The organism is Rhizobium sp. SRI_017, assembly GCF_057586295.1.
On record NZ_JBYCZP010000012.1, the window covers coordinates 57,646 to 78,429 of the forward strand.

Below are 20,784 nucleotides of genomic sequence, written 5' to 3' on the forward strand. Positions count from 1 at the left end.
ATGAAATTCTCGCTGTTCGTTCATATGGAAAGGCTGGATGCCAGCCAGAACCACAAGCAGCTCTATGACGAGTTCATCCAGCTCTGCGAAATCGCCGATCAGGGCGGCATGCATGCGATCTGGACCGGCGAGCATCATGCGATGGATTTCACCATCGCGCCGAATCCTTTCGTCAATATCGCCGATCTCGCCCGCCGCACCAAGAATGTCCGGCTCGGCACCGGCACGGTGATTGCGCCCTTCTGGCATCCGATCAAGCTCGCCGGTGAAGCGGCGATGACCGACATCATATCGGATGGCCGGCTCGATATAGGCATCGCGCGCGGCGCCTATGGTTTCGAATATGAGCGCATCCTGCCGGGCCTCGACGCCTGGGGCGCCGGCCAGCGCATGCGCGAACTGATCCCGGCGGTGAAGGGCATCTGGCAGGGCGACTATGCCCATGACGGCGAATTCTGGAAATTCCCCTCGACCACCTCGGCGCCGAAGCCGCTGCAGCAGCCGCATCCGCCGATCTGGGTCGCGGCCCGCGATCCCAACAGCCACGAATTCGCGGTCGCCAATGGCTGCAATGTGCAGTGCACGCCGCTCGCCAATGGCGAGGCCGAGATTGCCAGCCTGATGGAGCGCTTCGAGGCTGCCTGCGCGAAGGCACCCGACGTCATGCGTCCGAAGATCATGCTGCTGCAGCACACCTATGTCGGCTCCGACGAGGCCGACATCGCGAGAGCCGCGAAGGAAATCAGCACCTACTACAACTACTTCTTCGCCTGGTTCAAGAACGAGCGGCCGATCCATCAGGGGCTGATCCAGCAATTGACGGAGGAGGAGCTCGCGGCGAACGGCAACCTGTCGCCGGAGAAGATGATCACCAACATGCCGATCGGCAATGCCGGCACGGTCATCGATCGCCTCAAGGTCTACGAACAGCAGGGCTACGACGAATATTCGTTCTGGATCGACACCGGCATGAGCTTTGCACGCAAGAAGGCGTCGCTGGAGCGCTTCATCGCCGATGTCATGCCGGCTTTCGGGTGAGGCGGCCATGCAGAACTTCGAGCAATATATAGACGGTATATTCGAGGCGGGTTCTGCCCGCTTCGACTCGATCGATCCCGCGACCGGCAAGGGCTGGGCCTCGATGCCCGAGGCGCGTGAGGCCGATGTCGACCGCGCGGTGAAGGCGGCGGAACAGGCGCTGTGGAATGGAGCGTGGCCGGCGCTGACGGCGACGGCGCGCGGAAAACTGCTCTACAAGCTGGCCGATCTCGTGCAGGCCAATGCACCCCGGCTCGCCGAGCTCGAAACCCGCGATACCGGCAAGATCATCCGCGAGACCTCGGCGCAGATCGCCTATGTCGCGGATTATTATCGCTACTATGCCGGCCTGGCCGACAAGATCGAAGGCGCGACGCTGCCGATCGACAAGGCCGACATGGAGGTCTGGACCCGGCGCGAGCCAATCGGCGTCGTCGCGGCGATCGTGCCCTGGAACAGCCAGCTCTTTCTCGCGGCCGTCAAGATCGGTCCGGCGCTCGCGGCGGGCTGCACAGTTGTGGTCAAGGCCTCCGAGGATGGTCCCGCGCCGATGCTGGAATTTGCCCGGCTGGTGCATGAGGCCGGTTTCCCCAAGGGTGTGGTCAATGTCATCACCGGCTTCGGCCCAACCTGCGGCAGCGCGCTGACCCGGCATCCCGGCGTTGCCCATATTGCCTTTACCGGCGGCCCGTCGACCGCGGCTCAGGTGGTGCGGAATTCGGCGGAAAACCTCGCCTCGACTTCGCTCGAACTTGGCGGCAAGTCGCCGTTCATCGTCTTCGCCGATGCCAATCTCGAAAGTGCCGTTAATGCCCAGGTCGCCGGCATCTTCGCGGCGACGGGCCAGAGCTGCGTTGCCGGCTCACGGCTGATCATCGAGGCCTCGGTCAAGGACAAGTTCCTCGCGCTGCTCAAGGCCAAGGCTGAAGCGATCCGGATCGGCACGCCGCTCGACATGGCGACCGAGGTCGGGCCGCTCTGCACGCGGCGCCAGCGCGATCATATCGAGAAGGTCGTTGCCGCCTCGGTCGAGGCAGGCGCGATACTCGTGACCGGCGGCCGTCCAGGCAACGGAGAAGGCTTCTATTACCTGCCGACCATTCTCGATTGCGATGGCGTCAACGCGCCTTCGGTAGCGACGGAGCTCTTCGGGCCGGTCCTGTCGGTGCTGTCATTCACGACCGAGGACGAAGCCGTGGCGCTGGCCAATGCGACGCCCTATGGCCTCGCCTCCGGCGTCTTCACCCGCAGCCTCGGCCGGGCGCATCGCATGGTCAAGCGCATCCGCGCCGGCATCGTCTGGGTCAACACCTATCGCGCCGTATCCCCCATCGCGCCTTTCGGCGGGTACGGCCAGTCGGGCCAGGGCCGCGAGGGTGGGCTGGCCGCGGCGCTCGATTACACCAAGACCAAGACCGTCTGGCTGCGGACATCGGACGATCCGTTTCCCGATCCCTTCGTGATGCGGTGAGGCCGATGTTCTACGAGATCCGCACCTACCGGCTGAAGAACGGCGCCATCCCGGAATATCTGAGGGTAGTCGGCGAGGAAGCCATTGCCATCCAGAAACAGCATCTCGGCAATCTGGTCGGCTACTTCTCCTCCGAGATCGGGCCGGTAAACGAGATCGTCCATATCTGGGGCTTTTCGACGCTGGATGACCGCCAGGCCCGCCGTGCGCGGCTTGCGGCCGATCCGGACTGGCAGGCCTTCCTGCCCAGGATACGCGATCTCATCGTGACTGCGGACAACAAGATCATGTCGCCGGCGGCGTTTTCGCCGCTCGGCGGGACGACGCCTGCCTGAGACATCGACGACCAAAACAAGGACAAGGGAACATGAAAAACAGGATTGCAGCAGCTCTTTTCTCCGCCGCCATCGGCTTTGCCGGCGCGGCACAAGCTGAGGATATGGTGTTCACCAGCTGGGGCGGCACCACGCAGGATGCCCAGAAGGCCAATTGGGCAGACGGCTTCACCGAGGCGAGCAAGATCACCGTCACCCAGGACGGCCCGACCGACTACGGCAAGATCAAGGCCATGGTCGAAGCCGGCAACGTGACCTGGGATGTGGTCGACGTCGAAGGCGACTATGCGGTGCAAGCCGGCAAGCTCGGCCTGCTCGAGCCGCTCGACTTCTCGATCATCGACAAGACCAAGCTAGACCCGCGTTTCGTGACCGACTTCTCGGTCGGCAGCTTCTATTATTCCTTCGTCATCGGCTGCAACAAGGACGCCGTCAAGGAATGCCCCAAGACCTGGGCCGACCTGTTCGACACCGCGAAATTCCCGGGCAAGCGCGCCTTCTACAAGTGGTCCGCGCCGGGCGTGATCGAAGCCGCACTGCTCGCCGACGGCGTGCCGGCCGACAAGCTCTATCCGCTCGATCTCGACCGCGCCTTCAAGAAGCTCGACACGATCAAGGGCGACATCATCTGGTGGGATAGCGGTGCGCAATCGCAGCAGCTCTTGGCTTCGGCCGAAGCGGGCTTCGGCTCCTTCTGGAACGGCCGCCTGACCGCGCTTGCGGCAACGGGCGTCACCGTCGAGACCTCCTGGACCAACAACATTACCGCCGCCGACTCGCTGGTCGTGCCGAAGGGCACGAAGAACAAGGAAGCGGCAATGAAGTTCATCGCCCATGCCACCGATGCCGCCTCGCAGGCGAGTTTCGCCACCGCGACCGGCTATGCGCCTGTTAATCTCGGCTCGACCGAACTGATGGACGGCGCGCTGCGCCAGACCCTGCCTGACATGCAGGCCGACACCCAGGTCAATGCCGACATGAACTACTGGGCACAGCATCGCGACGAGATCGGGACGCGGTGGTACGCCTGGCAGGCACAGTGAGGTGCGCCGGCCTCCCTTCTCCCCTTGGGGAGAAGTGCCGAGCATAGCGAGGCGATGAGGGGTTCCCAGAGGCATACTCGGCATTTGTGGGAACCCCTCATCCGGCCCTTCGGGCCACCTTCTCCCCAAGGGGAGAAGCGGGAGCGAGGACCTCCGCCGCGGCAAATCCATATGCGATGGCCTAGGCTTTACGGGCGCGGCGCCGTGCGGGCCACAAGACATTCTCTGACATGCAAGAATTCATCACCAACCGGACAACGAAGACATGGCACTATCGGCAGCGATAAGAGGGGGAGCGCCCAAAGTGAGACGGAGCGGCAGCTTTGCCTATCTCCTGCCGGCGCTGATCCTCGTCGTCATCTTCTTCATCATACCGGTGCTGATGCTGTTGATGCGCAGCGTGCTGGAGCCGGAACTGGGTCTTCAGAACTACAAGACGCTGCTCGGCTCCACCACCTATCTCCGCATCTTCCTTAACACATTCCTTGTCGCCGGCGTGGTGACCGCGATCTCCATCGTGATCGGCTATCCGGTCGCCTGGCTGCTCGCAATCATGCCGGAGAAATGGTCGCGGCTGGTGCTGGCGATCATCATCCTGTCGATGTGGACCAACCTGCTAACGCGGACCTATGCCTGGATGGTGCTGCTGCAGCGGACCGGGGTGATCAACAAGTCGTTGATGGGCCTCGGCCTGACCGACCAGCCGCTGCCGCTGGTCAACAATCTCGTCGGCGTCACCATCGGCATGACCTATATCATGCTGCCCTTCGTGATCCTGCCGCTGATGGGCGTGATCCGCACCATCGATCCCGCCATCCTGCGGGCTGCGGCGCTTTGCGGCGCCACCAGGCTGCAATGCTTCACCCGCGTGCTGCTGCCGCTGTCGCTGCCCGGCATCGCCGCCGGCGCGCTGATGGTCTTCGTCATGTCGCTCGGCTATTTCGTAACCCCCGCTTTGCTCGGCGGCACGGCGAACATGATGCTGGCCGAACTCGTCGCCCAATTCGTGCAGTCGCTGGTCAACTGGGGCATGGGCGGAGCCGCGGCACTGGTTCTGCTGGTGGTCACGCTCGCGCTTTATGCCGTGCAGCTCCGCTACTTCAACCCCAACAAGGCGAGGTAGGCCATGCTGCTCGATTTCGACAAGCTCGGCGGGCTTCGCATCTTTCTCATCGGGCTGACCGTCGCGGTCTGCCTGTTCCTGATCCTGCCGATCGTCTTCATCGCCGCGCTGTCCTTCGGCTCGTCGCAATGGCTGATCTTTCCGCCACCGTCCTGGACCTTCAAATGGTATCAGGACCTGTTCGCCGATCCGCGCTGGTTATATTCGGCGCTGACCAGCCTCAAGATCGCTGCTATCGTCACCGTGCTGTCGGTGGTGATCGGCTTCCTCGCCGCGCTTGGCCTCAATCGCGGTACCTTCGCGGGGCGCGACGCGCTGCGGGCGCTGTTCCTGACCCCTATGATTCTCCCCGTCGTGGTGCTGGCGGTGGCGCTTTACGCGCTCTTCCTCAAGCTGGGATTGGCCGGCACCACGATCGCTTTCGTCATCGCCCACCTGCTGATCGCGCTGCCCTTCTCGATCATCTCGATCGGCAATGCGCTGGAGGGTTTCGACCGTTCGATCGAGGATGCGGCGATCCTCTGCGGCGCGAGCCCCTGGGAAGCGCGTTTGCGTGTCACGGTGCCCTCCATCAGCCACGGCATTTTCGGCGCCGCGGTCTTCTCCTTCCTCGCTTCATGGGACGAGGTGGTGCTGGCGATCTTCATGGCAAGCCCCACGCTCCAGACATTGCCGGTCAAGATCTGGTCGACCCTGCGACAGGATCTGACGCCCGTGATCGCCGCCGCCTCCACGCTGCTCATCGCCTTCACCATCCTGCTGATGGTTCTCGCCGCACTCTTCCGCAAGGGAAAGAAATCATGACCCAGGCCTTTCTCAGCATCCGCGGCATCAGCAAGGTCTATGGCGCAGTCACCGCGGTGAAGAGCGTGACAATGGATATCGCCGAGGGCGAGTTCATGACCTTTCTCGGACCCTCGGGCTCGGGCAAATCGACGACGCTTTACGTCCTCGCCGGCTTCCAGGATCCGACCGATGGCGATATTCTGCTCAAGGGCCAGAGCCTGCTCAGCATCCCCTCCCATAAGCGCAACATCGGCATGGTGTTCCAGCGCTATACTTTGTTTCCGCACCTTTCCGTCGGCGAGAATGTCGCCTTCCCGCTCCGCATCCGCCGCCGTCCGCAGGCCGAGATCGCCGAGCGGGTCAAGGCCGCGCTGAAGCTGGTGCGGCTTGAAGGCTTCGAGGACCGCAAGCCGGCTCTGATGTCGGGTGGCCAGCAGCAGCGCGTCGCCCTTGCCCGCGCGCTGGTCTACAATCCGCCGGTGCTCTTGATGGACGAGCCGCTCTCGGCGCTCGACAAGAAGCTGCGCGAGGAAATCCAGTTCGAAATCCGCCGCATCCACCAGGAGACCGGCGTGACCATCCTCTATGTCACCCATGACCAGGAGGAGGCGCTTCGGCTCTCCGACCGCATCGCCGTGTTCAGCCAGGGCGAGATCGACCAGATCGGCACCGGCCCGGAACTCTATGCCAATCCCACGACCCGCTTCGTCGCCGGCTTCATCGGTGACAGCAATTTCATCGATGCGGATGTGGTGGCGAGCAGTGCCGGCAAGGCACAGCTTTCGCTGCCCGGCGGCGTGGTGGTTGAGGGGGTGCCGCTGCATGGCGCGGTCGCCAGGGGCCGTGCGTCACTGTTGCTGCGGCCCGAGCGCATCGAGCTCGAAGCGGGCACGCAGGCCGGCCAACTCAATGGCACAGTGCGCGACATCACCTTCCTCGGCAACAATATCCATGTGATGGTCGAGCCATCGGGCATCGCGCCGCTTTCGGTGCGGCTGCCCTTCGGCCATGGCGCGCTGACGGGCCTGGCGCCGGGTCAGGCCGTGTCGCTGCGGTTCAATCCGGCGATGGCGCATGCCTTCGCCGAAGCGGCGTGATCAGGAGATGCGTGCTCTCTCTTCTCCCCTTGGGGAGAAGGTGGTCCGTAGGACCGGATGAGGGGTTCCCATCAAGGTCGAGTTTGCCGCTGAAAACCCCTCATCTGCCCTTCGGGCATCTTCTCCCCAAGGGGAGAAGCGGGAGCGAGCCGGGCCGTCAGCGCTCCAATCGCGAGCGGTAGCCTGATCAGGCCTCGACCTCGACCGGCGTGCGTGGTCGCGAGCAGCAGGCGAGCACGTAGCCGCCAGCAATTTCCTGCTCGCTGATGCCGCCATTGTGGCGCATGTCGACGTCGCCCGAGCGCTTGAGCACCTTGCAGGTGCCGCAGATGCCGGACTCGCAGGCGGCGGGAATGCGGACACCGGCGGCGCGCGCTGTCTCCAGGATGGTCTGGCCGGGCACACAGGCGGTCTTCTCGTTCGATCCGAGGAAGCTGACCGTCAGGCCGGCGCTCGTTCCGTCCACGGAGACATCCGGCGCCTGCTTGTGCACCGCCTCGGCGATCGAGGTCGCGCCAAAACTTTCCTGGTGAAAGTGGCCCATGTCGAAGCCTTCGGCGCGGGCAATGGTGCTGACGGCCTTCATGAAGGGCTCGGGACCGCAGCAGAAGATCTCCCGGTTCATGAAGTCGGGCACCAGCATCGCGAACTTGTTGCGATCGATGCGGCCCATCAGTCCGCCCCAGGGCGCTGCCGCAGAGCGCGCCTCGGGCAGGAAGCCGAGCGACAGGTTCGGCATGCGACGGGCCAGCATTTCGAGCTCGTCGCGGAAAATGATCTCCTCCGGCCGGCGCGCCGAATTGAGGAAGGCGACATCGGCGCTCGGATCGCAATCGGCGAGCCAGCGCAGCATCGACATCATCGGCGTGATGCCGGAACCGGCGGAGATGAAGAGGTATTTCTTCGCCGGATTGCGGGCGAGCGTGAAATGCCCGCTCGGGCCATAGGCACGCAGGCGCGCGCCGGGCACGATATTGTGAAACATCCAGCGCGTGCCGATGCTGTTGACCTGTGCCTTGATGGTGATCGAGATCGAATAGGGCCGCGAGGGCGAGGACGAGATCGTGTAGGTACGATGCAGGTCGCCGCCCTTGGCCCTGAGCTCGACAGTCATGAACTGGCCCGGCATGTAGCGGAACCAGCCGCCGCCCTCGACCGCGAAGGAGAAGGTCTTCACATCGGGGGCTTCGTCGACAACGCTGGTGCAGACCAGCATCTGCCGCGCCGAATTCCACGGCTTCATCTCGTCGAGCGGCAGCGCCGCGGGCACTGTGCCGGCCAGCGTTGGACCGGCAAGCGTTGGACCCGTCACCATCATGTTCATGTCATCGGTCTCCGGATCAGGCGACGGAACGCAGCGCCGGCCGGCTCTGGCCGGTCAGGCGTTCCTGCATGAAATTCGAATACCAGTCGACGAACTGGGCGACACCGCCTTCATGGATCTCCGAATAGGGGCCGGGCTGGTAAGCCGGGGAATGGATGCCGCGGGCATTCTCCTCGACGATCTGGCGGTCCTGGTCGTTTGTCTCGGTCCAGACATGGATGAGTTCGTCGAGGCGATAATCGATGCCCTCGACGGCGTCCTTGTGGACCAGCCATTTGGTCGTCACCGCAGTCTCGGTTGCGCTGAGCGGCATCACCCGGAAGGTGATGGCGTGGTCGGAGAGCACGTGGTTCCAGGTCGTCGGATAGTGGAACAGCAGCAGCGTGCCGATGCGGTCCATGTTGACATTGTCCGACAGGCGCATCTGCACCGCCTTGCGGCCGGAGATCGTGTAGCTGATCGCGTCGCGCAGCAACGGCACGCGGGTGGTGCGGAACTGGCCCTCGTCGTCCATCACGAAGGCGCTCGGCAGGCCGACGGCCTCGCATTTTTCCCAATGCGCGGCGATTTCAGGATCCTCGGCAGCACCGTTCACGCCGGTTACGCTCGGCGCTTCCGGGAAAGTCTTGCAAAGTTCCGGATGGTTGCCGGCGCAATGGTAGCATTCGCGGTTGTTTTCCCAGACGAGCTTCCAGTTGCCCTTCTCGATGATCGTGCTCTCATAGGCGATCTTGGCGTCGCGCAGGCGGTGCGGCAGGAAATAGGGCTCCATCATCGCCCGGAAGGGCGCGAAATCCATCGGTTCGTCGGCAAGGCAGATGAAGATGTAGCCGCCGGCGCTCTCGCAGGCGACCGGCTTCAGGCTGAAGCCGGACACATCGAAATTGTCGCCCATCTGGCGCGCGAAAAGCAGCGAGCCGTCGAGATCGTAGGTCCACTGGTGATAAGGACAGACGAGCTTGGCGGCATTGCCGCGATGTTCCTGGCAGACGCGGGAGCCGCGATGGCGGCAGGAATTGTGCAGCGCGTTGATCTTGCCGTCATGGCCGCGGACGAGGACGACGGAATAGGCGCCGACCTCAACGGTCGTGTAGTTGCCGGCATTCGGGATTTCGCAATCGTGGGCGACGAACAGCCAGTCCTTGTACCAGATATGCTCGAGATCGAGCTGGTGGAAAGCCGGATCGATATAGAAGGGCTGGTCGAGGCTGTAACCGGGTTTGCGGTTGTTCAGCCGGCTAAGCATATCTGCGCGAATATCCATTTCGGTCCTCGTTTCCAGGGGACTGGTCCAAAGGGTTCGGGGGAGCATGGAACATCGCGCAACCGGGTCTCCGCCCGTGTCGCAATGGTCATCCGCCCCGCGACCGCCCACCGCGATCAGTCGAGTATCAATAGGCAAGGCTGGTTTCCGGGCTTCGAAGCGGCAGGTCCGTAGCTATGCGGACCGGCCCGTCGCGACTCCTTCCCAAGCATTACGCCCAGTGGACTCCCATCGCGCTTTGACTTCGCTACCGTTGCGGGGGCAGCGCCGGCATCCCACCGGCTTCCCAATTCTCCGGCTCACATCTCTCGAAGCGGCCGGCACCTTACGAGGGGAATTGAACCATAGTCATTGCGACATGGCGACATCATCTGCGACATCGCCATGGCGGTGTGGAAACAAAATTTCGAACTGTTCAAAAAAGAAGCGCTAGATCGGCAGGCCGAGCCCGATCTTGACGCGATCCATGGCGACGAAGGTGCGGAAGCGCTTCACATTATTGTTGCCGAAGAACAGGCGGCGGGTGAGCACTTCATAATCGGCCATGGTGGGCACTGTGATGACGAGGATGAAGTCGGCCTCGCCGGTGACATAGTAGCATTGCTGGATCTCGGGCGTGTTCGCGAATTCGCGTTTGGCGCTCTCGATCTGTTCCGCGGTTTCGCTGAAGACCTCGATCTCGACGAAGATGGTGATCGATTGGCCCACGGCTTCAGGATCGACGATCGCGACATTGGCCTGGATGACGCCGGTCTCCGTCAGCCGCTTGATCCGGCGCTGGACCGCGGGAGCGGAGAGATTGACCGCCTCGCCGATCGTCCGCTGCGGCGTCATGTTGTCCTGCTGCAGGATCGCGAGAATCTTGCGGTCGAATTCATCGAGGGCGACTGATAGCTCGAACTTGCGCATGAGCGGCGATCCACGAAACAAACTTGCATGGTGACGACCAATATAGAGCGCAAATCTTGCCTCGCCTGCAATAATATTCAGGGACATCAGAGGAGACGATCATGTTCCTGCGCAACACCAACCCCGACTATCGCAAGCCGCTGACACCGGAAGACGCTGAAACGCTCGGCAGCACCGCCGCCAAGGAGGTCGAGCGCTATCTCGGTTTCCGCGACACCCATGCCGAGACGCCGCTGCATGGCCTGCCTGCACTGGCCCGGAGCATCGGTGTCGCCTCCATCCACATCAAGGACGAGGGCCGGCGGCTCGGGCTCGGCAGTTTCAAGGCGCTGGGCGGTTCCTATGCCGTGATCCGGCTGGTGCTGGAGGAGGCGGGGCGAAGGCTTGGCCGAAACGTCGATATCTCGGAACTCTCCGCGCCGGAGATCCGGGCGATCGCCAAGGCCATGACCTTCGCCTGCGCCACCGACGGCAATCACGGGCGATCGGTCGCGCAAGGCGCGCAACTGGTCGGCGCCAAGGCCGCAATCTTCGTGCATGGCGGGGTCAGCGACGAGCGGGTCGCCGCGATCGGCCGCTATGGTGCAGAGATGATTCGCGTCGCCGGGACCTATGACGACTCGGTGCGCGAGGCAGCACGCGTCGCCGGGGAGAAGGGCTGGACCATCGTCTCCGATACGTCCTGGCCTGGTTATGAGCGGATCCCCGGCCTTGTGATGCAGGGCTACACAGCGATCATCCGCGAGGCGCTGCGTGCGCTGCCTGCGCCGCCGACCCATGTCTTCGTGCAATCGGGCGTCGGCGGCATTGCCGCCGCGGCCGCCGGACACCTCGCCATTGCGCTCGGCAACAAGCGGCCGGTCTTCACCGTCGTCGATCCCGCCCGATCCGCCTGCATCGTCGAGACAGCCCGGGCCGGCCATCCGGTGAAAGTGCCGCATGGCGAGCCGACCGTAATGGCGATGCTGGAATGCTACGAGCCGTCGCTGGTCGCCTGGCGCATCCTGGCCCGCGTCGCCGATGGCTTCATGACCGTCGACGAGGATGATGCGATCAATGTCATGCGGCGGCTGGCCAATCCGCTCGGCAATGATCCCGTCATCGTGGCGGGCGAAAGTGGCGGCGTTGGGCTGGCCGGATTGCTGCGCGCAGCGGCGGATCCGGTTTGCCGGTTGAAACTCGGGCTCAATGGCACATCGTCCGTCTTCGTGATCAATACGGAGGGCGCCACCGACCCCGCCAAATATGCGGCACTTGTCGGCAAATCGCCGGCCGATGTTCTGGCCCGCAAGCGGGAGGGCGCGCCGGCATGACCATTGATATCGACAGACTCAAGCATGACCTGATCATGTGGCGCCACGACCTGCATGCCCAGCCAGAATTCGGTTTCGAGGAGAAGCGGACGGCCGCCTTCGTGGCGGAGAAGCTGCGGGAATTCGGGCTGGATGACGTCGCCGAAGGCGTCGGAGGCACCGGCGTGGTCGGCACGCTCAAGCGCGGGACTTCCAATCGCGCTATTGCTCTCCGCGCCGACATGGATGCGCTGAGGATCACCGAACAGTGCGAGCTTGGCTATCGCTCGCAGAACCCCGGCACCATGCATGCTTGCGGCCATGACGGGCATACGACCATGCTGCTGGGCGCAGCGCAGCTCTTGGCAGCCGAGGGCGGCTTCGATGGCACCGTGCGCTTCGTCTTCCAGCCGGCGGAGGAATGGGGCAAGGGTGCACTGGCCATGCTCGACGACGGGCTGATTCAGCGCTTTCCCTTCGATGAGATCTATGGCCTGCACAATATGCCCGGCCTGCCGGTCGGCCGCTTCGAGACCAAGCCGGGCTCCTTCATGTCGGCGGAGGACAATTTCGAGATCGTGCTGCGCGGCGTTGGCGGGCATGCGGCCCGGCCGCATTGGGGCAACGAGGTACTGGTCGCCGCCTGCGCTGTGGTCACCAACCTGCAGACGATCGTGTCACGGCGGCTGAGCCCGACGGATATCGGTGTGGTCTCGGTGACCGAACTAATCACCGACGGCACGCGCAATGCGCTGCCCGGCCTGGCGCGAATCCTCGGCGATGCCCGCAGCTTCCGGCCCGAGGTGAGTGCGGAAATCGAGAAGCAGATGCGTGTTATCGCCGAAGGCACGGCGCTGGCGCATAATGTGACGGCCGAGGTGACCTATAGCCGCGAATTCGTGCCGCTGATGAACGACGCCGAGCTCGTCGAGGAGGTCTTCGCCGCCGCGCGCACCTTCCTGCCGGCAGAGAATGTCGGTCTCGCTGCCGAACCGATGACCGGCTCGGAGGATTTCGCCCGCTTCCTAGACCACGTGCCCGGCTGCTTTGCCTTCCTCGGCAATGGCGAGGATTCGGCGCCGCTGCACAATTCGAGCTATGATTTCAACGATGACGGCCTTATGCACGGCATGAATTTTCACGCCGCGATCGTGCGCCGGCGGTTGCCCGTCACCTAGTCGACTTGCGCGCCGCCCGTTGCGTTGGCGACAGTCGCCGTCATGCCGGCGGCCAGGTCGCTCGCCATCAGCACCGCGGCGTCAGCGACCTGAGCGAGCGCCGTGATGCGGCGGAGCGGCGTGTTCCTGGCGAATTCCCGATGGACGTCCTCGAAGGTAACGCCCTGCTCTTCGGCCCGCAGCATCCAGGCCTCGCGGACACCGGGCGCATCGGGTGAGCCCGGCGAGCGGACCCATGTGACGCGCACGCCCATCGGCCCGTTCTCGACCGCAAGCTGTCGCAGGAAATGTTCGACCGCGGCGCAGGCAATACCGAAGCCGCCGACATGAGAATAGGCCTCGCGTGCCGCATTGGCGGTGATGCCGACGATGGCACCGCCGCCATTCCGGGCCATGTGACGGGCGACAGCCGTGCCGGTGTAGAACCAGCTCGTCAGCGACGTCCGGATCGGCAGCATCAGGCGCTCCAGCGTCATGTCGGTGAGCTCCGCGCCCTGGGTGTCGCCCCATTCCACGGCGTTGAACATGATCTTCACCGGGCCAGCCTTCTGGGCGATCTCGGCAAGATGCGCCTCGACCGCCTGCTGGTCCGTCGCATCGACCGGCGCGACCTCGGCCCTTCCGCCCTGCCCGCGGATCTCTTGCGCCACAGCCTCCAGTCCATCCCGGCCGCGCGCCGCGATGAAGACCCGGGCGCCTTCGCGCGCGAAGGCTTTCGCCACGGCGCCTCCGACCGCGCCGCTTCCGCCATAGACAATCGCCGTCCTGTCCTTGAGCAACATGCATCTCTCCCTGTCTGCCGGCCGAACGCCCCGGCCCAGTGAGCGACGAGCGAGCCGAGTCCGATCCGACAGCGACGCGCGGAAAAGTTCAAGATTTTTCAGCTGACCCGCGGCACCGCCGGATCCGCATTCGACTTCCCACGTCGTTCCGATGACAGACTTCCGATTGCTGCCGCCCTAGCCTGCCTATGTAGTGGATGGAGGATTTCATGGCGGATATTGGCGGCAGCTGTCTCTGCGGCAAAATTACTTACAGGATCTCGGGTGATTTGCGCCCGGTCGTGGCCTGTCACTGCAACCAGTGCCGCAAGGCGTCGGGTCATTATGTGGCGGCGACGCAGGCGCTGGCCAGCGACATGGAGATCACGGGCGAACTGACCTGGTACCGGTCGTCCGACGTCGCCGAACGCGGCTTCTGTCCGACCTGTGGCAGCAACCTCTTCTGGCGCAAGCATGGCGGGGACCATGTCTCGATCCATGCCGGTGGGCTCGACGGGCCGACCGGTCTCAAGATGGAGAGCCAGCTCTATGCCGAGTCGGCGGGCGACTATTACGACCTGCCCGCGATCGAATGCATCGAGCAGGCGACGCTCAAATAGCCTCTATTCCGCAGCTTCGGCTGATGGCGCCGGCACATAGTTGAGCACGGGGCCGAGCCAGCGTTCGACCTCCGTGACGGCCATGGTCTTGCGCCTGGCATAGTCCTCGACCTGGTCGCGCTCGACCTTGGCGACGCCGAAATAATAGCTTTCGGGATGGCTGAGATAGAGGCCGGAGACCGACGAGCCCGGCCACATGGCGTAGCTCTCCGTCAGCGTGACGCCGGAATTGCGTTCGGCATCGAGCAGCCGGAACAGCGTGGCCTTCTCGGTATGGTCGGGCTGGGCGGGATAACCCGGCGCAGGACGGATGCCCTGATAGGGCTCGCCGATCAGGTCTTCTGGCGCAAGATTCTCATCTGGTGCGTATCCCCAATAGTCCTTCCGCACCACTTCATGCATGCGCTCGGCAAAAGCTTCTGCGAAGCGGTCGGCCAGCGCCTTGACCATGATCGAGGAATAGTCGTCGTTGGCGCGCTCGAAGCGCTCTGATATCGCCACCTCCTCGATGCCCGCCGTGACGACGAAACCGCCGATATAATCGCGCTTTCCCGACGAGAGTGGTGCTACGAAATCCGCGAGCGCGACATTGGCCTTGCCGTCGCGCTTGGAGAGCTGCTGGCGCAGTGTGAAGAAGGTGGCGAGTTCGGCCGTGCGGGCTTCATCCGTGAAGAGGCGGATGTCATCGCCGACGGCATTGGCCGGCCACAATCCGATCACGGCTTTCGGCGCGAACCACTTTTCCTCAATAATTTGCTGCAGCATCGCCTGTGCGTCCTCGAACAACTGGCGGGCGGCAGCACCCTGCTTCTCATCCTCGAGGATCTGCGGATAGCGGCCCTTGAGTTCCCACGTCTGGAAGAAGGGCGTCCAGTCGATATAGCGCGCAAGGTCGGCGAGGGCCCAGGTCTCGACGACTTTTGTACCAAGGAAGGATGGCTTCGGCGGCTGATAGTTTGCCCAGTCGATCCTGTGGGCATTGGCGCGGGCGGCCGCAAGGCTGACGCGCTGCTTGGCGGACTCGGCCTTGTGATGGGCATCCGCGACCTTGCGGTATTCCGCGCGCACAGTCTCGACATAGGCGGGCTTCATCTCCGCACTCAGCAGGCTGCCGACCACGCCGACGGCTCGCGAGGCGTCGGTCACATAGATCGCCTGCCCCGCCTCGTAGCGCGGGTGAATCTTCACAGCGGTATGGACGCGCGACGTGGTGGCGCCGCCGATCAGCAGCGGGATATCGAAACCTTGCCGCTCCATCTCGCCCGCCACATGCACCATCTCGTCGAGTGAGGGCGTGATGAGACCTGAGAGGCCGATGATATCGACCTTCTCGGTCCTGGCGGTCTCCAGGATCTTCGTCGCCGGCACCATGACGCCGAGGTCGATGATCTCGTAATTGTTGCAGGCGAGCACGACGCCGACGATGTTCTTGCCGATGTCATGGACGTCGCCCTTGACGGTGGCCATCAGGATCTTGCCCGCCGTCTGCCGTTCGCCGATGATGCCCTTGGCGGCATTGGCTGCCTTCTCGGCCTCCATGTAGGGCAGCAGCAGGGCGACGGCCTGCTTCATCACGCGGGCCGACTTGACGACCTGCGGCAGGAACATCTTGCCCGCGCCAAACAGGTCGCCGACGACATTCATGCCCGCCATCAGCGGGCCTTCTATGACATGCAACGGCCGTTCGACGTTCTGCCGTGCCTCTTCGGTATCGATGTCGATGAATTCGGTGATGCCGTTGACCAGCGCGTGTTCGAGCCGCTTCTCGACCGGCCAATCGCGCCATTTCAAGTCACGCTCCTTTGCTTCCTTGCCCGCGGCGCCCTTGAAGCGTTCGGCAATGTCGAGCAGGCGCTCGGTCGCGTCGGCGCGGCGATTGAGCACCACGTCCTCGCAGGCCTCGCGCAGATCCGGCTCGATCTGGTCGTAGACGGCCAGCTGGCCGGCATTGACGATGCCCATGTCCATGCCGGCCTGGATGCAGTGGTAGAGAAACACCGCATGCATCGCCTCGCGCACCGGCTCGTTACCGCGGAAGGAGAAGGACAGGTTGGAGACGCCGCCGGAAATGTGGACATGCGGCAGGTTGGCGATGATGTCGCGCGTCGCGTTGATGAAATCGACGCCGTAATTGTTGTGCTCCTCGATGCCGGTCGCGACGGCGAAGATGTTCGGGTCGAAGATGATGTCCTCGGGCGCGAAACCCGCCTTCTCGGTCAGCAGCTTGTAGGCGCGGGTGCAGATCTCGACCTTGCGGGCATGGGTATCGGCCTGTCCTTGCTCGTCGAAAGCCATGACCACGACGGCCGCGCCATAGGCGCGCACGAGTTTCGCGTGATGAAGGAAGGCCTCCTCGCCCTCCTTCATCGAGATCGAGTTGACCAGCGGCTTGCCCTGCACACATTTGAGGCCCGCCTCGATGATCTCCCATTTCGAGGAGTCGATCATGACCGGCACCCGGGCAATGTCCGGCTCGGCGGCGATCAGGTTGAGGAACTCGACCATCGCCTGCTGCGAGTCGATCAGGCCCTCGTCCATGTTGATGTCGATGATCTGGGCACCGTTCTCGACCTGGTCGCGGGCGACACCGAGCGCGGCAGCATAATCGCCCGCCGTGATCAGTTTGCGGAACTTGGCCGAGCCCGTGACATTGGTGCGCTCGCCGACATTGACGAAGGGGATCTCCTTGGTGAGCGTGAATGGTTCGAGCCCAGAGAGCTTCATCAGGACAGGCTGTTCCGGGATCGCGCGCGGCGGGTATTTGGCGACGGCGTCGGCGATGGCGCGGATATGCTCCGGCGTCGAGCCGCAGCAGCCTCCGACGACGTTGACCAAGCCGCTTTTGGCGAATTCCTCGATCTGCCGGGCCATGTCGTCGGGGCTTTCGTCGTACCGGCCGAAAGCGTTGGGCAAACCGGCATTGGGATAGGCGCAGGTCAGCGTGTCGGCGGCGGAAGACAGTTCCTCCAGATGCGGCCGCATCGCGTCGGCGCCGAGCGCGCAATTGAGGCCGATGGTCAGCGGCCGGGCATGCCGCACGGAATGCCAGAAGGCGGTCGGGGTCTGGCCGGATAGCGTGCGGCCGGAGAGATCGGTGATCGTGCCCGAGATCATGATCGGCAGGTCGACACCTTTTTCCTCGAAGATCTCGAGGCAGGCGAAGATCGCGGCCTTGGCGTTGAGCGTATCGAAGATCGTCTCGATCAGGATCAGGTCGGCACCGCCATCGATCAGGCCGCGCAGCTGTTCGCCATAAGCCAGCCTGAGATCATCGAAGGTGACGGCTCGGTAGCCCGGATTGTTGACGTCGGGCGAGATCGAAGCGGTGCGGTTGGTCGGACCGAGCGCGCCGGCAACAAAGCGGCGCTTGCCGTCGATCTGCTCGGCCCGGCGCAGCGCGCGCTTCACCAGCCGCGCGCCATCTCGGTTCAGCTCATAGACCATGTTCTCCATGGCGTAATCGGCCTGGGCGATGGCGGTCGATGAGAAGGTGTTGGTCTCGACGATATCGGCGCCGGCCATGGCATACTGGAAATGGATCTCCTCGATCGCCGCCGGCTGGGTGAGGATCAGGAGGTCGTTGTTGCCCTGCTGGTGGCAGGTACAGCCACCGAAGCGATTGCCGCGGAAATGGTCCTCATCGAAACCGAGGCCCTGGATCTGGGTGCCCATGGCACCGTCGAGAACAAGAATTCGCTCGCGCGCAGCAGCGAGCAGTTCCTGACGCGGGTCGCGGGAATTGTCCCTGACCTCTCCGAAGAGTTCATCCATGTCGGCCTCCGCAGAAATCGCATAAAGATATCGTTATGTGTTTATATTAATTTCCGCGACGTCGCAACCAGACAATGTTCCGCTGGAGCTGGCGCGGGATTGCGGCCTTGTCGATGACCGGCCAGACCTAAAAGAGATCGCCGAAGTTCCGCAAGAGAATGGCTGATTTCCACCGAATGCTGCACTGCAGCTCGCGCTAAGGCAGCAGCGGCCATCCGCCATCGCAACCAAATCAGCCTCGCACAAGGTTCGAGGGTTAATTCTTTCTTAACAGTACTCACAATCGGCCAGAACCATGCAAATCTCTTCAAGCCTGCATAGTTATGAGAATGCGCCGAAGACCTACGTCTACGACCGCCGCATTGCTCCGACTGAACAGACCGAGGAAGAGGTGATCAACCGTCGCGACGACGCGATCACCGGTAGCCAGACGGTCCTCAGTTCGTCCCTCGCAGAAGCCCTCTGGGCCATCCAGCGCGGCACCGAAGACGACGCTTCGACTTCGAGCGCCGTCGAGAGCCTGTACCTGTCCTATTCCGAGTAAGCCTCAGCTCTCCAGTAGACCCGTCGGCCCGTGGGTTTCCCACGTGGTCCGTTTTGCGTTTTGCTCCAATGGCTCCAGCCACTGACGAAATCGGGTTGCCAATCCGCTATGCCGGACTAAGGTTCGGGCAAAAATGGAGGCAGGACGATGGCTGGTAGCAAGAGCGGAAACATCTATGTCGGAATCGGCGGCTGGACCTTCGAGCCGTGGCGCGGCACCTTTTATCCCGACAAGCTGCCGCAGAAGCGCGAGCTGGAATATGCCAGTCAGAACCTGACCTCGATCGAGATCAACGGCACCTATTACGGCTCGCAGAAGCCCGAAAGCTTCCGCAAATGGCATGACGAGACACCGGAAAATTTCGTCTTCTCGCTCAAGGGCTCACGCTTCACCACCAACCGCAAGGAACTGGCGCTGGCCAAGGAGTCGGTCGAGCGCTTTATTGGAAGCGGTATCCTCGAGCTCAAGGACAAGCTTGGGCCGATCAACTGGCAATTCATGGAAACCAAGAAGTTCGAGCCCGGGGATTTCGAGGCCTTCCTGAATTTCCTGCCCGAGACGGTCGAAGGGCGGAGGCTCAAACACTCCGTCGAGGTGCGCAACGACAGTTTTGTCGCGCCGGATTTCATCGAGCTTGCCCGCAAGCACAATGTCGCCGTGATCACCGCGGGCGACTCGAAGTTCCCGCAGATCGCCGACCCGACCGCGGATTTCATCTATCTCCGCATCATGGGCACCGACGAGAAGCACAAGAAAGGCTATTCAGAAGCCGAGCTCGATGCCTGGGCAAAGCGGGCGCAAGCCTATGCCGCGGGCGGGGCCCCGGACGATCTCAAGATTGCTTCGGATAACGAGGCCACGAAGACGCCGCGCGACGTCTATCTCTACGTCATCAGCGGACACAAGGAATTGAACCCGGCCGCTGCCATGGCGCTGATCGAACGGCTGAAATAGGGTTGCCCGTAGGGCTGGATGGGTCTATCTGGTCGACCGACCACTTAAGGCGTGGGCACCCGTCTCGCGCCACCTTCCGGCGGAACCCGATGCGAGATCCCACCTTCGACAAGGCGATGTCCTGATGAGTCGTGCCGGCGTTCAGGCGCTGCGCTGGGCCGGGGTGCTCGCGCTGTCGGCGGCTTTTGTTGCCTTCTTCGAATTGATCGGCATGCCGGCGACCCTGCTGCTCGGCCCGATGCTCGCGGCCATCGTCTTCGCCGGCTTCGAGAAGAATGTGGCTGTGCCCCCAGCGGCTTTTTCGCTGGCCCAGGGTGTGATCGGCTGCATGATCGCCGCTTCGATCCCGATCTCCATTCTCGGCGAACTGGCGAAGGACTGGCCGATCTTCATCGCCGGCATCGGCTCGGCGATCGTCGCGGCCTGCATCATGGGCTGGCTGCTCGCACGATTCCAGATCCTGCCCGGCACGACGGCGATCTGGGGCTCGTTTCCCGGCGCCGCTTCGGCGATGACGCTGATGGCGGAATCCTTTGGCGCCGACATGCGGCTCGTGGCCTTCATGCAGTATCTGCGCGTCGTCTGCGTCTCTGTCGTGGCCTCCAGCATCGCCGCGATCTGGGTCGGCCACACGGGTGCGCCCCGGCACGCGACCGTGTGGTTCCCGCCCGTCGACTGGTTCTGGTTCGCAGCGACGCTGGCGCTGATATCAGTCAGCTATGCCCTGACCTATTGGCGCAGGATTCCATCGGGCATGTTCCTGCTGCCGATGCTGGTGGGCATCGTGTTCTTGAACACGGGCGTGATGAAGATGGAGCTGCCGCCATGGTTGCTGGCAATCTCCTACGCCATGGTCGGCTGGACAATCGGCTCGCGCTTTACCCGACCTATCCTCAGGCACGCGACGCGTGCCTTCCCGCGCGTGCTGGCCTCGATCCTGGCGCTGATCGCGATCTGCGGCACGTTTGCGGCCGGCCTCGTCTATTTCGCCGGCATCGATCCGCTGACGGCCTATCTCGCCACCAGCCCCGGCGGCGCCGATTCCGTCGCCATCATCTCGGCTTCTGTCGATGTCGACGTGCCCTTCGTGATGGCCATGCAACTCGGGCGTTTCCTGGTGATCCTGATCGCGGGGCCGGCGCTTGCGCGGCTGGTGGTCAAGTGGTCGGGGCTGAAGGACGCGACGCGGGCGCCGCTGGGTTAGGATCTCGGTTGAAGTGACGCGCATGCTGCAGGCCCGCTTCTCCCCTTGGGGAGAAGTGCCGAGCGTAGCG

18 protein-coding genes and 1 riboswitch are annotated in these 20,784 nt (G+C 63.4%); of the genes, 13 read left to right on the plus strand and 5 right to left on the minus strand.

From position 1 onward, the window contains the following. The 7 genes from AC2YI2_RS23555 to AC2YI2_RS23585 all read left to right on the plus strand — a co-directional run bounded on the left by AC2YI2_RS23555 (position 1) and on the right by AC2YI2_RS23585 (position 6,893). A complete protein-coding gene (locus AC2YI2_RS23555; RefSeq protein WP_487388945.1) occupies positions 1 to 1,038 on the plus strand; it encodes an LLM class flavin-dependent oxidoreductase in 1,038 nt (345 codons plus the stop codon). Positions 1,039 to 1,045: 7 nt separating this feature from the next. Next, positions 1,046 to 2,509 carry an aldehyde dehydrogenase gene (locus AC2YI2_RS23560; protein WP_487388946.1) on the plus strand — a complete coding sequence of 488 codons (1,464 nt, stop codon included), beginning with the start codon at positions 1,046 to 1,048 and terminating at the stop codon, positions 2,507 to 2,509. Between the two features lie 5 nt (positions 2,510 to 2,514). Then, a complete protein-coding gene (locus AC2YI2_RS23565) occupies positions 2,515 to 2,844 on the plus strand; it encodes an NIPSNAP family protein (protein ID WP_487388947.1) in 330 nt (109 codons plus the stop codon). A gap of 32 nt (positions 2,845 to 2,876) precedes the next feature. After that, positions 2,877 to 3,887, plus strand: a complete 1,011-nt coding sequence (locus AC2YI2_RS23570; protein ID WP_487388948.1) for an ABC transporter substrate-binding protein — start codon at positions 2,877 to 2,879, stop codon at positions 3,885 to 3,887. 265 nt (positions 3,888 to 4,152) lie between these two features. Then, positions 4,153 to 5,010 (plus strand): ABC transporter permease, encoded by an 858-nt coding sequence (locus AC2YI2_RS23575; protein WP_487388949.1) that lies wholly within the window; start codon positions 4,153 to 4,155, stop codon positions 5,008 to 5,010. Between the two features lie 3 nt (positions 5,011 to 5,013). Continuing rightward, a complete protein-coding gene (locus AC2YI2_RS23580; protein ID WP_487388950.1) occupies positions 5,014 to 5,814 on the plus strand; it encodes an ABC transporter permease in 801 nt (266 codons plus the stop codon). After that, on the plus strand, positions 5,811 to 6,893 hold the full coding sequence (locus AC2YI2_RS23585; protein ID WP_487388951.1) for an ABC transporter ATP-binding protein: 1,083 nt from the start codon (positions 5,811 to 5,813) through the stop codon (positions 6,891 to 6,893). Before AC2YI2_RS23580 ends, AC2YI2_RS23585 begins: the two co-directional genes overlap by 4 nt. A gap of 187 nt (positions 6,894 to 7,080) precedes the next feature. Here the strand turns inward: AC2YI2_RS23585 and AC2YI2_RS23590 are convergent, their stop codons facing one another. From AC2YI2_RS23590 to AC2YI2_RS23600, 3 genes are all read right to left on the minus strand, one after another. Beyond that, on the minus strand, positions 7,081 to 8,136 hold the full coding sequence (locus AC2YI2_RS23590) for an FAD-binding oxidoreductase (RefSeq protein WP_487389086.1): 1,056 nt from the start codon (positions 8,134 to 8,136) through the stop codon (positions 7,081 to 7,083). Positions 8,137 to 8,233: 97 nt separating this feature from the next. Further along, the gene (locus AC2YI2_RS23595; RefSeq protein WP_487388952.1) at positions 8,234 to 9,481 is read right to left on the minus strand and encodes an aromatic ring-hydroxylating oxygenase subunit alpha; all 1,248 of its coding nucleotides are present in this window, start codon (positions 9,479 to 9,481) and stop codon (positions 8,234 to 8,236) included. 121 nt (positions 9,482 to 9,602) lie between these two features. Continuing rightward, positions 9,603 to 9,824, minus strand: a riboswitch (cobalamin riboswitch). 86 nt (positions 9,825 to 9,910) lie between these two features. Continuing rightward, a complete protein-coding gene (locus AC2YI2_RS23600; protein ID WP_487388953.1) occupies positions 9,911 to 10,390 on the minus strand; it encodes an Lrp/AsnC family transcriptional regulator in 480 nt (159 codons plus the stop codon). 101 nt (positions 10,391 to 10,491) lie between these two features. Between AC2YI2_RS23600 and AC2YI2_RS23605 the strand changes: the two genes are divergently transcribed. Continuing rightward, positions 10,492 to 11,703, plus strand: coding sequence for a diaminopropionate ammonia-lyase (locus AC2YI2_RS23605; RefSeq protein ID WP_487388954.1), 1,212 nt, complete (start codon positions 10,492 to 10,494; stop codon positions 11,701 to 11,703). After that, complete coding sequence (locus AC2YI2_RS23610; RefSeq protein ID WP_487388955.1) at positions 11,700 to 12,860, plus strand: amidohydrolase; 1,161 nt, start codon at positions 11,700 to 11,702, stop codon at positions 12,858 to 12,860. Before AC2YI2_RS23605 ends, AC2YI2_RS23610 begins: the two co-directional genes overlap by 4 nt. Here the strand turns inward: AC2YI2_RS23610 and AC2YI2_RS23615 are convergent. Beyond that, positions 12,857 to 13,642: an SDR family NAD(P)-dependent oxidoreductase gene (locus AC2YI2_RS23615; RefSeq protein ID WP_487388956.1), complete on the minus strand. Its 786-nt coding sequence runs from the start codon at positions 13,640 to 13,642 to the stop codon at positions 12,857 to 12,859. The two genes, AC2YI2_RS23610 and AC2YI2_RS23615, sit on opposite strands and share 4 nt — an antisense overlap. A gap of 209 nt (positions 13,643 to 13,851) precedes the next feature. On the opposite strand from AC2YI2_RS23615, the gene AC2YI2_RS23620 reads away from it, so the two are divergent. Beyond that, positions 13,852 to 14,241, plus strand: a complete 390-nt coding sequence (locus tag AC2YI2_RS23620) for a GFA family protein (protein WP_487388957.1) — start codon at positions 13,852 to 13,854, stop codon at positions 14,239 to 14,241. A gap of 3 nt (positions 14,242 to 14,244) precedes the next feature. On the opposite strand, the gene metH is transcribed toward AC2YI2_RS23620, so the two are convergent. Further along, a complete protein-coding gene (gene metH, locus AC2YI2_RS23625) occupies positions 14,245 to 18,012 on the minus strand; it encodes a methionine synthase (protein ID WP_487388958.1) in 3,768 nt (1,255 codons plus the stop codon). A gap of 295 nt (positions 18,013 to 18,307) precedes the next feature. Here metH and AC2YI2_RS23630 point away from each other — a divergent pair, with 295 nt between their 5' ends. The 3 genes from AC2YI2_RS23630 to AC2YI2_RS23640 all read left to right on the plus strand — a co-directional run bounded on the left by AC2YI2_RS23630 (position 18,308) and on the right by AC2YI2_RS23640 (position 20,714). Beyond that, positions 18,308 to 18,556 (plus strand): hypothetical protein, encoded by a 249-nt coding sequence (locus AC2YI2_RS23630; RefSeq protein ID WP_487388959.1) that lies wholly within the window; start codon positions 18,308 to 18,310, stop codon positions 18,554 to 18,556. A gap of 147 nt (positions 18,557 to 18,703) precedes the next feature. Beyond that, positions 18,704 to 19,510 (plus strand): DUF72 domain-containing protein, encoded by an 807-nt coding sequence (locus AC2YI2_RS23635; RefSeq protein ID WP_487388960.1) that lies wholly within the window; start codon positions 18,704 to 18,706, stop codon positions 19,508 to 19,510. 124 nt (positions 19,511 to 19,634) lie between these two features. Beyond that, positions 19,635 to 20,714 (plus strand): AbrB family transcriptional regulator, encoded by a 1,080-nt coding sequence (locus tag AC2YI2_RS23640; protein ID WP_487388961.1) that lies wholly within the window; start codon positions 19,635 to 19,637, stop codon positions 20,712 to 20,714. Positions 20,715 to 20,784 lie beyond the last annotated feature (70 nt).

Bases quoted from the DNA above. Each gene is read 5' to 3' on its own strand.
- AC2YI2_RS23555 (WP_487388945.1), top strand. From the start codon at position 1: ATGAAATTCTCGCTGTTCGTTCATATGGAAAGGCTGGATGCCAGCCAG.
- AC2YI2_RS23560 (WP_487388946.1), top strand. From the start codon at position 1,046: ATGCAGAACTTCGAGCAATATATAGACGGTATATTCGAGGCGGGTTCT.
- AC2YI2_RS23565 (WP_487388947.1), top strand. From the start codon at position 2,515: ATGTTCTACGAGATCCGCACCTACCGGCTGAAGAACGGCGCCATCCCG.
- AC2YI2_RS23570 (WP_487388948.1), top strand. From the start codon at position 2,877: ATGAAAAACAGGATTGCAGCAGCTCTTTTCTCCGCCGCCATCGGCTTT.
- AC2YI2_RS23575 (WP_487388949.1), top strand. From the start codon at position 4,153: ATGGCACTATCGGCAGCGATAAGAGGGGGAGCGCCCAAAGTGAGACGG.
- AC2YI2_RS23580 (WP_487388950.1), top strand. From the start codon at position 5,014: ATGCTGCTCGATTTCGACAAGCTCGGCGGGCTTCGCATCTTTCTCATC.
- AC2YI2_RS23585 (WP_487388951.1), top strand. From the start codon at position 5,811: ATGACCCAGGCCTTTCTCAGCATCCGCGGCATCAGCAAGGTCTATGGC.
- AC2YI2_RS23590 (WP_487389086.1), bottom strand. From the start codon at position 8,136: ATGAAGCCGTGGAATTCGGCGCGGCAGATGCTGGTCTGCACCAGCGTT.
- AC2YI2_RS23595 (WP_487388952.1), bottom strand. From the start codon at position 9,481: ATGGATATTCGCGCAGATATGCTTAGCCGGCTGAACAACCGCAAACCC.
- AC2YI2_RS23600 (WP_487388953.1), bottom strand. From the start codon at position 10,390: ATGCGCAAGTTCGAGCTATCAGTCGCCCTCGATGAATTCGACCGCAAG.
- AC2YI2_RS23605 (WP_487388954.1), top strand. From the start codon at position 10,492: ATGTTCCTGCGCAACACCAACCCCGACTATCGCAAGCCGCTGACACCG.
- AC2YI2_RS23610 (WP_487388955.1), top strand. From the start codon at position 11,700: ATGACCATTGATATCGACAGACTCAAGCATGACCTGATCATGTGGCGC.
- AC2YI2_RS23615 (WP_487388956.1), bottom strand. From the start codon at position 13,642: ATGTTGCTCAAGGACAGGACGGCGATTGTCTATGGCGGAAGCGGCGCG.
- AC2YI2_RS23620 (WP_487388957.1), top strand. From the start codon at position 13,852: ATGGCGGATATTGGCGGCAGCTGTCTCTGCGGCAAAATTACTTACAGG.
- metH (WP_487388958.1), bottom strand. From the start codon at position 18,012: ATGGATGAACTCTTCGGAGAGGTCAGGGACAATTCCCGCGACCCGCGT.
- AC2YI2_RS23630 (WP_487388959.1), top strand. From the start codon at position 18,308: ATGCAAATCTCTTCAAGCCTGCATAGTTATGAGAATGCGCCGAAGACC.
- AC2YI2_RS23635 (WP_487388960.1), top strand. From the start codon at position 18,704: ATGGCTGGTAGCAAGAGCGGAAACATCTATGTCGGAATCGGCGGCTGG.
- AC2YI2_RS23640 (WP_487388961.1), top strand. From the start codon at position 19,635: ATGAGTCGTGCCGGCGTTCAGGCGCTGCGCTGGGCCGGGGTGCTCGCG.